General features: G+C 39.3%; 10 protein-coding genes. 6 read left to right on the forward strand and 4 right to left on the reverse strand.

The window, feature by feature from the left end:
• Window positions 1-90: 90 nt before the first annotated feature.
• Both infB and BLR27_RS06920 read left to right on the forward strand, forming a co-directional pair.
• Window positions 91-3090, forward strand: coding sequence for a translation initiation factor IF-2 (gene infB / locus BLR27_RS06915; RefSeq protein ID WP_090702586.1), 3000 nt, complete (start codon window positions 91-93; stop codon window positions 3088-3090).
• An 83-nt stretch (window positions 3091-3173) separates the two neighbouring features.
• Entirely contained in the window at window positions 3174-3989 is an 816-nt protein-coding gene (locus BLR27_RS06920; protein ID WP_090702588.1) for an FkbM family methyltransferase, read from the forward strand.
• 1 nt (window position 3990) lies between these two features.
• Here BLR27_RS06920 and BLR27_RS06925 read toward each other — a convergent pair whose 3' ends face one another.
• From BLR27_RS06925 to BLR27_RS06935, 3 genes are all read right to left on the reverse strand, one after another.
• Window positions 3991-4935: a glycosyltransferase family 2 protein gene (locus BLR27_RS06925; RefSeq protein WP_090702591.1), complete on the reverse strand. Its 945-nt coding sequence runs from the start codon at window positions 4933-4935 to the stop codon at window positions 3991-3993.
• 2 nt (window positions 4936-4937) lie between these two features.
• Window positions 4938-6773 (reverse strand): ABC transporter ATP-binding protein, encoded by a 1836-nt coding sequence (locus BLR27_RS06930; RefSeq protein WP_090702594.1) that lies wholly within the window; start codon window positions 6771-6773, stop codon window positions 4938-4940.
• Window positions 6774-6898: 125 nt separating this feature from the next.
• Entirely contained in the window at window positions 6899-7894 is a 996-nt protein-coding gene (locus BLR27_RS06935) for a glycosyltransferase family 2 protein (RefSeq protein ID WP_176767628.1), read from the reverse strand.
• A 127-nt stretch (window positions 7895-8021) separates the two neighbouring features.
• On the opposite strand from BLR27_RS06935, the gene meaB reads away from it, so the two are divergent.
• Window positions 8022-8927, forward strand: a complete 906-nt coding sequence (gene meaB / locus BLR27_RS06940; RefSeq protein ID WP_090702600.1) for a methylmalonyl Co-A mutase-associated GTPase MeaB — start codon at window positions 8022-8024, stop codon at window positions 8925-8927.
• On the opposite strand, the gene BLR27_RS06945 is transcribed toward meaB, so the two are convergent.
• Window positions 8914-10203: an aminopeptidase P family protein gene (locus BLR27_RS06945; RefSeq protein WP_090702604.1), complete on the reverse strand. Its 1290-nt coding sequence runs from the start codon at window positions 10201-10203 to the stop codon at window positions 8914-8916. The genes meaB and BLR27_RS06945 overlap by 14 nt on opposite strands.
• 160 nt (window positions 10204-10363) lie before the next feature.
• Between BLR27_RS06945 and BLR27_RS06950 the strand changes: the two genes are divergently transcribed.
• From BLR27_RS06950 to BLR27_RS06955, 3 genes are all read left to right on the forward strand, one after another.
• Window positions 10364-11743, forward strand: a complete 1380-nt coding sequence (locus tag BLR27_RS06950; RefSeq protein WP_090702608.1) for an OmpA family protein — start codon at window positions 10364-10366, stop codon at window positions 11741-11743.
• 82 nt (window positions 11744-11825) lie between these two features.
• The gene (locus tag BLR27_RS18865) at window positions 11826-11963 is read left to right on the forward strand and encodes a DUF6728 family protein (protein WP_317040452.1); all 138 of its coding nucleotides are present in this window, start codon (window positions 11826-11828) and stop codon (window positions 11961-11963) included.
• Window positions 11964-12010: 47 nt separating this feature from the next.
• Window positions 12011-12391 (forward strand): RidA family protein, encoded by a 381-nt coding sequence (locus BLR27_RS06955; protein ID WP_090702612.1) that lies wholly within the window; start codon window positions 12011-12013, stop codon window positions 12389-12391.
• Window positions 12392-12393: the final 2 nt, after the last annotated feature.

Raw genomic sequence — 12393 nt, forward strand, 5'->3', positions numbered from 1 at the left:
AAATTACCGGGCAGAGAAATTGCCCGATCCTAAAACATATAACATATAAAAAACGTACTTTTGTACAAAAATAGCGAGGTTAAATAATAAATGTCAGAAGGTAAAAGCACAAATTTACTTAAAACTGCGAAGGAGCTGAATATTGGCTTGTCCACAGCGGTTGAGTTTTTAGGAAAAAAAGGTTTCAAAGTTGAAGCCAGACCCAATACTAAACTCACCGATGAGATGTATGATGTTCTTCTTAAGGAGTATCAGGGTGATAAGATTGTAAAAGAGGAAGCCAAACAAATTGTTATAGGCAAGATCCGGCGCGATGATGTCCCTGTTGCTGTTGAGAAGGCAGAGCCACAGCATTCAAAGGAGTTTGAACAGGAAGAGATCCTGATCAAGAATGTAAATCCTTTTACTCCTCCTGTGGTTGAGAAACCAAAGGAGACTGCAGTTGTTGAACCTAAACCTGAAGAGGGTTCTTTGCCTGGTGTGAAGGTGGTAGGAAAGATTGATTTAGATCAGCTTAACTCAAAAACCCGTCCCGAAAAGAAAAGTCCTGAACCAGAAAAGCCTGCTCCGGTAGCTGTTGTTGTTCCTGAGCCTGTTGCTCCGGCACCAGTAATTGCTGAGCCGGTTGCAGTAAAAGAACCAGAAGTGGTACAAGCTGTAAAGGTTGAACCAGTTGCTCCGGTAGCTGAGGTTATAGAAACTCCAAAAGCTCCTGAGAAGGTTGAGCCGGTAGCAGTGGCACCTCCGGTTGTGGTTGCTCCGCCAGCAGTTCCGCCTGTACAGGAAAAACAAGAAAATAAACCGAATACGCAGGAGGGTAACCCCAATGCGACAGTTATACGCGCTAAAGCGGAACGTTTAACCGGTCCTAATGTAATCGGACGTATTGAATTGCCAGTAGCACCGCCACGCCGCGGTCAGCCGGTAGCTTCATCGTCTGCTGCTGCAGGTGCCGATCATAAACGTAAGCGTAAGCGTAAAGATAATGCTCCCGGTCAGCCGGGACAAGCTCCTCAAGGACAGGCAGGAACTGCTCCGCGTCCGGCACCTGGTGCTGGATATCAGGGAAACCGTCCGGATTTCAGAGGAAGCAGACCAGCACCTGGTGCTGGTGGAGCTGCTCGTCCGGATTTCAGAAACAAGCCGCGTACACCCGATGCTCCAAAAGCTGAACCTACGGATAAAGAAATTCAGGATCAGATCAAAGCAACACTTGCCCGCTTAAGTGGTGCAGGTAAATCAGGAAAATTTGCACAACGTGCTAAATTGCGCCGTCAGAAGCGTGATGACGTTGCTCAAACAGCTGAAGATGCTGCATTAGAACTTGAAGCACAATCCAAAACCATTAAGGTAACAGAATTTGTTACTGCAAATGAATTGGCACTCATGCTTGATGTTCCCGTAACTCAGGTTATTTCTACCTGTATGAGTTTGGGAATGTTTGTTTCCATCAACCAAAGGCTTGATGCTGAAACCCTGACCATTGTTGCTGATGAGTTTGGCTATGAAGTAGAATTTGTAAAACCTGAAGACGAAGAAAGCGGATTATTCGGAGAAGAGGATAAGCCGGAAGATCTGTTGCCAAGAGCTCCAATCGTAACCGTAATGGGTCACGTGGATCATGGTAAGACTTCCTTACTTGACTTTGTTCGCAAAACCAACGTGATCGCCGGTGAAGCCGGAGGTATTACTCAGCACATTGGTGCTTACGAGGTTACCCTTGAAAACGATAGAAAAATAACATTCCTGGATACTCCGGGTCACGAAGCCTTTACGGCCATGCGTGCAAGGGGTGCAAACGTTACCGATATTGCAATTATTGTAATTGCTGCAGATGATAGTGTGATGCCTCAAACGCGCGAAGCTATTAATCATGCACAGGCTGCCAATGTTCCGATCGTATTTGCCTTCAGTAAGGTAGATAAGCCGGGTTCAAATGCAGATAAGATCCGTGAACAGCTTTCTGCCATGAATATTCTGGTTGAAGACTGGGGTGGAAAATATCAAAGTCAGGAAATTTCCGGTAAAACGGGAATGGGTATCGACCTTTTACTTGAAAAAGTTTGTCTTGAGGCCGATATGCTCGAATTAACTGCTAATCCTAACAAACGCGCAGTAGGTACCGTTATTGAAGCTGCCCTGGATAAAGGACGTGGTATCGTTACCACAGTATTGATCCAGTCTGGAACACTTAAAGTGGGTGATGCCATACTTGCAGGTGGATATAGTGGAAAAGTGAAAGCTTTACATAATGAACGTGGCGTTAAATTAGACCATGCCGGACCATCAACACCTGTTCAGGTGCTTGGTATGCAGGGCGCACCTACATCAGGTGATAAATTCAACGTGATGGAAAGTGAAGTGGAAGCACGTCAGGTTGCAAATAAGAGATTACAATTACAACGTGAGCAGGGATTACGTACCCAGAAACATATCACTCTTGATGAGATCGGACGTCGTTTGGCGATCGGAAACTTTAAAGAGCTGAATGTGATCGTTAAAGGTGACGTGGATGGTTCAATTGAAGCATTATCCGATTCATTACTGAAACTCTCTACCGAGCAGATCCAGGTTAATATCATTCATAAATCAGTTGGTCAGATCTCCGAATCTGATGTATTGCTAGCTTCAGCTTCTGATGCGATCATCATCGGTTTCCAGGTTCGTCCTTCAGCAAGTGCACGTAAATTAGCCGAAGCTGAACAGATCGATATCCGTCTTTACTCTATTATTTACGATGCTATCAATGAAGTTAAAGCTGCAATGGAAGGCATGCTTGACCCTGAATTTGAAGAGAAAATTACTTCCAACGTTGAAATACGTGAGGTCTTCAAGATCAGCAAAGTTGGTACGATCGCAGGTTGTATGGTATTGGATGGAAAGATCACAAGAAACAGCAAGGTGCGAATCATTCGTGATGGTGTAGTTGTTTATACCGGAGAGTTAGCTTCATTGAAGCGCTTCAAGGATGATGTGAAAGAAGTTGCTACAGGTTATGAGTGTGGTTTAAATATTCAGAACTTCAATAATATTGAGGTTGGTGATATCGTAGAATCATACGAACAAGTTGAAGTGAAAAGAAAATTATAATTTTAACAGATATAATTAAAAGCGATCTTTTGATCGCTTTTTTTGTTTTGGTGATTTTTTAGAATCAATTTATTCTATCATTTGTGGGTTTAAGAAAAGAATTCAGAAGGCTTAAAAGAAGTATAAGTTCAAGATTTAATGCGGGTGATATTAAACTCGAATTAGGCCGTATTGCTGATTATAAGCACTTTACTGTGGGGTATGCTCATGTATTTGATAAGCCCTTTAAATTTCACCACGGACCAAGTTTTGCTGAGTCTTATCATGAACTCTTTGAAACTGATATTTATCGCTTCAAGCCTTCCGGAACTTCCAGAACAATTCTTGATTGTGGTGCAAACATGGGACTGAGTGTTTTGTATTTCTCTCTCAATTACCCGGAACATCATATTATTGCCTTTGAGCCCGATCCTGAAATATTCTCAATTCTGGAGGAAAACGTTAAGACCTTTGGATTAAAGAATGTCACTCTTCATCAAAAGGCTGTATGGACAAAAACTGAAACTTTAAAGTTCTATACCGATGGCGGAATGGGTGGACGAATAGGCAATGAATACGCTCATCAGGAGCCCAAAATTATAGATGCAGTACCACTTTTGGACTTCCTTACCGAGGATGTTGATTTTCTAAAGATCGATATTGAAGGTGCTGAAGATACTGTATTAAAATACTGTGGCAAAAGTTTACAGAATGCTAATCATATCTTTTTCGAATACCATAACAATGTGAATTCAAAGCAGACCCTTCATGAACTTCTTGCACTGGTCGAAAGTTTGGGATTTCATTATTATATTAAGGAATCTGCTACACGAAAACGCCCTTTTGTAGATACAAGGCTGATCTGTGAAAGCTTTGATATGGCAATTAATGTTTTCTGCTATAAACAGCAGGATAATTAAGCTATAATGAAAATAGCTTCCTGATTTTTCCACCCCAAATTTCTTTGAGTATAAAATTTAGTTTACTGTAATTACTTTTTTTGTTGATTTTGAAAAGCAGAGAACGGTTAAGATAGATCAGTTTAGCGAGCCCTGCCGAGATATAGGTGCTGTCATTTTTGATGATCTCTTCGTAAATTTTTTTAATCAGTTTAGTGTTCTTATTAAAAGGATATTCTGCGCAGGATTTAAGCCATTGAACCTTTCTTTTGTATAGTTCTGACGATTTAATGCCTGCTTTTTTCCTTTTTTTTAGATCTCGCTTCAATATATTGGTATCTGCATTTTCATGCTGCCTGTATTTTACAAGGGCTTCGCTGATATAATCAATGCTTCCGGCATTGGTTGCTACATAACCCATCCACCAATCATGAAAATAGGCATCCGGGAACGGAAGCATCTTATCCAGCAACTCCTTCTTCAGTAAAACAGAATGTCCGGAAATACAGTTGAAAAATAAAAATACTTCTGGCTCATCTCCCCGGTAGAGATTCATAACATCAGACATGTATTTATTGAGGGACTTTCCTTGCTGGTCAATAAATTCGGAGTCATGGTAGATGAGCATATTGTTACCGATGGACTGAACCTGTTTTTCGATTTTATCTGATGACCAAATATCATCCTGGTCAGATAGTGCGATCAATGGTCCATTGCACAGTCGCATGGCTTTTTCGAAGTTTCTGATATAGCCAAGGTTTTCAGTATTGGAGAATACCTTTATAAATGGATATTTTTCGGCATAATCTCTGAGTATTTTGAGGGTGCTGTCTGAGGAGCAATCATCCACAGCTATTAGTTCAATGTTCGAATAACTTTGATTGACAATGGAATCAAGTTGCTCCTTTAGAAAGCGTTCGCCATTATAAGTACATAAAGCAATAGAAACCAGGGGTTTTTCGTCCATTTCTATTCATTGAAAGTTTGCATCTCGATGAGCCTTTTATAAAGTCCATCTGCCCGGATCAATTCATTATGTGTACCCTGTTCTGCTATTTTTCCGCTTTCAAGAACTATGATAAGATCAGCTTCTTGTATAGTGCTCAGGCGGTGTGCAATGACAATGGAGGTACGGTTTTTCATCAGTTGTTTTAAGGCATTTTGAACAACCTTTTCTGATTCTGTATCTAATGCTGATGTTGCTTCATCTAATAAGAGTATCGGAGGGTTAGCAAGCACCGCACGGGCAATACAGATTCGTTGCTTTTGTCCTCCTGAAAGTTTCATTCCCCTGTCACCGATATTGGTTTGGTAACCCTCCCCTGTATTACTGATGAACTCATGGGCATTGGCAATTTTGGCAGCCTCAATTACCTGTTCAGTACTGAAGTTCCTGCCGAAGGCTATATTGTTTAAAATTGTATCATTAAAAAGAATGGATTCCTGATTCACTATCCCCATCAGCGACCTGACATCTTTCATATAAATGTCTCTGATGTTGATTCCATCAATGCTTATCTCACCCTCGTTTGGATCCATAAACCTTGGAAAAAGATCCATCAGGGTGGTTTTTCCTCCCCCTGATGGCCCTACTAAGGCTACAGTATGACCCTTCCTGATTTTAAAGTTGACAGAGCTTAATACTTCTTTAGGACCATAAGAAAATGAAACATTTTTCACCTCTATCAGCTCGTCGAAGGAGTTTTTAGAAACCGCATTTGTCTTATCAGTAATATTTTCGGGGGCATCTAATAACTGGAATACACGCTCCCCTGCTGAAATCCCTTGTGAAATATTTCCGAAAGCTTCAGAGATCGCCTTTGCCGGATTAATGATCTGTGAAAATATAATGATATAAACTATGAACTCGGCTCCCTGAAGGTCTGACCCTTCCTCTAAGATCAATGTACCTCCATAAAATAAAAGTGCTGCCACGGTAATAACACCCATCATTTCTGAAACTGGTGCAGCTAGAAGAACTCTTCTTGCAAGTCGTCTGTGGATCTTGCTTGCCCACATATTAACGGAATTGAATTTTTCCTGAATGAAATGTTCAGCATTAAAAGATTTAACGATCTTGACTCCGCTTATACCTTCCTCAATACTTGATACCAATACCCCTAATGATTCCTGTGCGGCAGTGGCATGTTTCTTTAATCGCTTAACTATAAAGGTGATCATTAAGCCTGAAACCGGAATGAGTATTAAGGCGAATAATGTCAGTTTGGCAGAAATGGTAAAAAGAACGGCGAAGTTCAGGATGATAGCAATGGGCTCCCGTAAAATTACCTGCAGAGAGCGGATAATAGAATCCTGAATAGTCACCACATCCGTCATGAACCTCGAAATAAGATCCCCTTTGCGCTGGCTGTTGAAAAATTGAATATCAATATTTGTCAGCTTTTTAAAAATACTGCTTCGTATCCGGGTTACGATCATGAGCCTGAAATTCTCAATGACCCTTGCTGATAAGTATTTAAAAAGGTTGCTTAAGATCACAGAAATAACAATGGCAATACTGACCATTTTTAATGCTTCAACCTTGCCGGAACTATTGATTATCGTCTGAAAATAGTAGTAGAAGATATCTTTGAAATAGCTAAGGCTAAGTTTAAATACTGGTGTCGCAGTCAGTGTTTTGCTTCCAGGATCGTTGGCTTGATTGAACAATAGTTCAAAAACCGGCATTAGAAGTGTGAAATTTAATAAGCCGAATATGATACCTAATATGGAAGTAAAAAAGAATGGAATTGCAAATTTCTGAACGGGTGTAGCAAAGGCGAATAGTCGGAAAAATGTCTTCATTTTTTGAATTATGCGCTAAAGTTAATCATTTTGCAAATTAGCTTCCTTTCTTTATTCCCGGGTAAAATTTCCAGTCCAATCACAAGTATTTACAACCCTTTTTTTAGCTTTTGTTTGATAAAGCTTTAATTTCTGAAAAATGTAATTTCTTTGTTTTTCAAAGATTGGATAATGGTTTTTCTAACATCATTCAGACTTAATTTAAAGTCGGTTTTTTCGCAAAGCTTATCAAAATCTGCACAGGATCGTTTTATCGCCTCCCGATTTTTAATCAATTCTGAAAAAGATGTAAAATAATCCGTTCTCAAGGTTAATAGCCGGAAAATGAGTTCCAAAAGTGTTTGCAGAAACCAGCCTGTGAAGGCCCAGCCTTTCAGATGAATAGCATGAAAGTATAATTTATTCCGGTTGTAAATGGTCCGGATATTAATCTTCTTTTCTTTTGTTCGGATACTTTCGGATGTTTTATGAATGCAAACTGAATTTGTTTCGAAATAGCACTTAAATCCGCAGCGCCATGCTCTTACTGAAAGGTCGACATCTTCAATGTAAAAGGGACTGAATAACTCATTAAAACCTCCCAATAATAAAAGTTTATCTCTGCTAACCAATGCATTTGCTCCTGAGAGATACAAACTAAAAAAATTATTGTCTCTTTGATTTCCATCCGGGAGGTAATTCAAAGAGGTTTTAAGTTTGAATCCTTCAAATTCCGGATACTTTGCTCCATCCTGAATTTCCTCATTCTCCCATCCTATGATCTTGCCCATTACTCCAAAAGTATCAGGCAGGTCAAAATATTTGAATTGATCTATAAAGTAGGATTCTGATAATTTTACATCACTGTTCAATAATAAAATAAGATCATATACGGCCGCGAAGATCCCTTTATTGATGGTTTTAGAAAATCCTGAATTGCTTTCATTTTGCAGCAGTTTGATCTCAGGGTAATGCTGTCTTAAAAAATCTACTGAAGCATCAGATGAGCAATCGTCAATTATTATAATTTCATATTTCTTTCCTGTATATTCCAGTGCTTTATACAGGGCAGGAAGAGTTTCCGGAAAGAGGTGCACACCATTATAGTTTGGAATGACAACTGAGATGTTCAAATCTTTCAAATCCTTTGATGTGATTAATTGCTTTTATTTGTACAAACTTAGGTAATTTGTTCAAATGCAGAGGCCGGATAGCAGAAAAAGCCCCCTTCATACTTGAAGAATTAACTGAGATTAATTTAAATTTTTGATGATATCAGTTTCCCAATTAGTCAGTCAGGTAAAATCAGGTAATTACCTTGGTTTGGCCAGAGCTTTGACTTTGGTTGAGAATGATTTGGAGGGTTCTGCAGATTTGCTGAAAGAGATCCGAACTTCAGATACTCCTGTTATAGGTATTACAGGTCCTCCGGGAGCAGGGAAAAGTACACTGGTTAACGCGATGATCAATCATTTAAGTTCAGAGGGTAAAAGTGTAGCAGTTCTTGCTATTGATCCGACATCACCTTTTAATCTTGGGTCTTTACTTGGCGACCGTGTTCGGATGGCTGAACAATTTAATAAACCTAATGTGTATATCCGTTCTTTGGCTACCAGAGGATCATTGGGCGGCTTATCAGGTAAGACAATTGAAATGACTGATGTCCTCAAGTCTGCGGGATTTGATTATATATTGATTGAAACTGTGGGTGTTGGGCAATCGGAAGTAGAGATCGCCGGCCTTGCAGATATCAGTGTGGTGGTGCTTGTTCCAGAGTCTGGCGATGAAATCCAGAGCATGAAGTCGGGATTGATGGAGATTGCCGATATTTTTGTAGTAAATAAGTCAGATCGTGATGGAGCGGATGCATTTGCCAATAATCTGAAGAAACTTGTACATCAAAGGACAGAGATCATCCCTGTTATTAATACCATTGCCGATAAGTCGGCAGGAATTGATGAGCTGATGCAGGCAATAGAAGATCAGCCCATTAAGGATAATACCCGTCGCGTTTTTCTACTTGCCGAAAAAGCATGGAAGCTTATTCAGCATGAAAAAATGAAAAATATCAACAGAATGAAGCTCCAGGAAGAAATCAGGACTGCTTCAGTTGATCCTGAATTTAATTTATATCGCTTTGTAGACAGGATACTGAGCAGCACTAAGAATTCATAATTTCTTCAATTTCCTCTGCTTCTATTGGAATATTGGCCATCAGATCGATATTCCCATCTTTTGTTAGCAGAATATCATTTTCCAGCCGGATTCCCAGACCCTCATTCTGAATATAGATCCCTGGCTCACAGGTAAGGATATTACCTGCCTCAAATGGTTTGTAGCGGCTTGCAAAATCATGTACATCCAGTCCAAGGTGATGTGAAGTGCCATGCATAAAATACTTTTTATACAGAGGCATTTTGCTGTCCTGTTTTGCAACATCGTGTTTGTCAAGCAATCCCAATTTGATCAGTTCAGATTCAACAACTTTTCCAACTTCAGTATGATACTCATTCCAGATCGTTCCCGGTAAAAGCATTTTCTTTGCTTCTTTCATGATATGAAGTACAGAATTATAAACATCCTTCTGTCGTTTTGTGAAACGGCCGTTTACCGGAACCGAGCGACTGAGATCAGCATTGTAATTTCCATATTCGGCACCAAAGTCGAATAGTATCACATCACCATCCTTACAGATCTGGTTATTGTCATTGTAATGTAGAATATTTGCATTTTTACCTGATGCAATAATAGGATTATAGGCATGTCCGCTTGCTCGCTGCCGTATGAATTCATGAATAATTTCTGCTTCGATCTCATATTCTGCTACCCCCGGTTTAATAAACTTAAGTACGCGGTTAAAGGCATCTTTAGTAATGTCGCATGCCTTTTGAGTTAATTCAATTTCAATATCAGACTTTACAGGCCTTAGATCGCGTAAAATTGTTGCTGCGCGTTCATAGCGATGTAAGGGATACAGATTTTTTAGTTTTTCAATAAAGCGGATATCGCGGTAGGGTACCTGATGGGCATACCTGTCATTCTCATTGGTGTTAAGAAAAATTATATCCGCATAGTTAATGATTGATGGCAGAATATTCCAGAATTCGTCCAGCCAATAGATATTTTCTATACCAGAAACCTTTTTTGCCTCCTGAATTGTCAGTTTATGGCCTTCCCAAACAGCAATGTGTTCGCTGGTCTGTCTTAAAAACAGGACTTCTTTGTATAGTGGATTAGGGCAATCAGGAAATAAAATTAAAATACTTTGCTCCTGGTCTACCCCACTCAGATAGAACAGATCGGGGTTTTGTTTAAATGTAAAGGGCTGGTCGCCACTTCTTGGGAATTCATCATTGGATTGAAATATAGCTATAGAGCCCTTGGGAAGCCTTTTTTTGAAATTTTGGCGATTTAATTCAAACAGCCGATTATCTATGTGAGAATATTTCATAATTGTAACTTTATTTAATGCAGGGAGTAAAACATTTTGTCTACTGTTTTTGTTGTATAAAATAATTGGAACAGTATTTGATTATTTGCACAAGTCAAACTTATGACTATTTTTGTGTAAATTACACTGATGAAATTTGTTAACCTTTAAAACAACAATTATGAATTATTCTACAATTAAGAAAACCCTTGTGTTTTCATTAGTAGCTATGCTAGGCCTCGGTGAGGTTTCTCTGGCACAAACGGCTACGAGCTCCTCAGCCAAAGTATTTGGTGGAAGAAGCCAGTACAGAACATGGAGTTTAGGCATCAATGCTGGTGTTTTAGCTCCTAAGGTAGTTATCGGCGGAACCAACGATTTCAACAAAGCTAATCTAAACCTTGGTTACGGATTAAGTCTTCGTAAGCAGTTAGGTCATGCTTTCGGATTAGAGTTTGCTGGTGTTGCTGGCAAATTGTCTGGCGAAAACGAAACAGGAAAATCATCTATCGTAGGTCTTCCTACATCATTTGAGACTGATTTGGGATATGCTTTATCACTTTCCGGAGTTGCGAATGTTGCAACTGTTGATTTTTTACAAAGAGAGAATTCTGTTAACTTCGTCGTAAAAGCCGGTATGGGTTATACAGGTTTTGCTCCAAGATCCCCACAGGACTGGAAAGATAAGGCTGGTGAGCCTTATGGTTCAGGAACAAATAAATATGTTAAAGAGCTTTATGTTCCTGTAGGTGCAGGCGTTAAATTCAAAGTTTCTGAGCGTGTTAATTTCGACTTAAGTTATGTTATGAACTTTCTTGATGGAGATAACCTTGACGGAACTTATGCTAAAGGTACTTCAAAAGATAAATGGTCATACACTTCAGCTGGTTTAGAATTCTCTTTAGGTTCTGCAGCTAAGCCTAACCTTGATTGGGTTAATCCTTTAGCTTTGATGTATGATGAATTGAAAGATCCAACATTACGTCAGGAAGTTGAAGCATTAAAAGGTCGTGTATCTGCATTAGAAGCTGCTGATCTGTTAAAAGATTCAGATGGTGACGGTGTTGCTGATAAATTAGACAAATGCCCTAACACTGAAGCTGGAATTAAAGTTGATGGTTCTGGTTGTCCTTTAGATGTTGACGCTGATGGTATTCCTGATTCAAAAGATGCTTGTCCTACTGTTAAAGGTACTGCTGCTCTGAACGGATGTCCTGAGTTTGCTTCATCTGGTCCGGTTGTTCCAATCCAGTTCGAATTTAACTCTTCAGTTTTGAAAACTTCTGCTTACTCTACTTTAGATAAATTGTCTTCTGACCTTAAAGCAAATTCATCTGCTATGGTTCAGTTAGATGGTCATGCTTCTGCTGAGGGTACTGAAGAATACAACATGTCTTTATCAAGAGACAGAGCTAACTCAGTAAAAACTTACTTAGTTAATTCTGGAATTGCTGCAAGCAGAGTTGCTGTGACTGCATATGGCGAAAGCCGTCCGGTTGCTTCAAATGCTACTGAAGCAGGACGTGTTGAAAATCGTCGTGTTGAGATTAAACAACAATAAACAATATTGTATATAAGCAAATTGTAAAAAAAAGAGTCCCGATCATTCGGGACTCTTTTTTTTATTTAATAATTTTGGCATTATGTATTTTTTTAGAAAGAACGATCCGAACAGGCCTAAGAATTTTAATCTGAAGGTCATGCACATCATAAATACAACGGCAATTATTATTTTCTTAGCCGGTATCATTTATAAACTGCTTGAATGGTATGTCTTCTGATTTTTGCCCGGAAATTCTTTTGATCATTCTAAACTGAACTACTATTTATGAAATCTATAATCTATACCGAAAATGCACCGGCTCCTATCGGGCCTTATAGTCAGGCTGTGCAAACAGGAAATATGCTGTTCATTTCCGGGCAAATCCCAATTGATCCTGAAACAAACCAATTAATAAGTGGCAGTATCAGCGACGAAGCGAAACAGGTTATGCAAAATCTGGAAGCTCTTCTTACAACCGCTGGGTTTTCATTCGAAAATGTGGTAAAAACCACTATATTTTTAAGTGATATGAATCATTTTGCTCAGGTAAATGAAGTTTATGGTTCATATTTTAAATCAGACTATCCTGCCAGAGAAACAGTTGCAGTACTTGGATTACCAAAAAATGTAAATGTTGAGATCTCTTTAATAGCTGTTAAAGCCTGACC

Origin of the sequence: Daejeonella rubra, assembly GCF_900103545.1 — a bacterium.
GTDB classification, from domain to species: Bacteria; Bacteroidota; Bacteroidia; order Sphingobacteriales; family Sphingobacteriaceae; genus Daejeonella; species Daejeonella rubra.

Bases quoted from the DNA above. Each gene is read 5' to 3' on its own strand.
- infB (WP_090702586.1), top strand. From the start codon at position 91: ATGTCAGAAGGTAAAAGCACAAATTTACTTAAAACTGCGAAGGAGCTG.
- BLR27_RS06925 (WP_090702591.1), bottom strand. From the start codon at position 4,935: ATGGACGAAAAACCCCTGGTTTCTATTGCTTTATGTACTTATAATGGC.
- BLR27_RS06930 (WP_090702594.1), bottom strand. From the start codon at position 6,773: ATGAAGACATTTTTCCGACTATTCGCCTTTGCTACACCCGTTCAGAAA.
- meaB (WP_090702600.1), top strand. From the start codon at position 8,022: ATGATATCAGTTTCCCAATTAGTCAGTCAGGTAAAATCAGGTAATTAC.
- BLR27_RS06945 (WP_090702604.1), bottom strand. From the start codon at position 10,203: ATGAAATATTCTCACATAGATAATCGGCTGTTTGAATTAAATCGCCAA.
- BLR27_RS06950 (WP_090702608.1), top strand. From the start codon at position 10,364: ATGAATTATTCTACAATTAAGAAAACCCTTGTGTTTTCATTAGTAGCT.
- BLR27_RS18865 (WP_317040452.1), top strand. From the start codon at position 11,826: ATGTATTTTTTTAGAAAGAACGATCCGAACAGGCCTAAGAATTTTAAT.
- BLR27_RS06955 (WP_090702612.1), top strand. From the start codon at position 12,011: ATGAAATCTATAATCTATACCGAAAATGCACCGGCTCCTATCGGGCCT.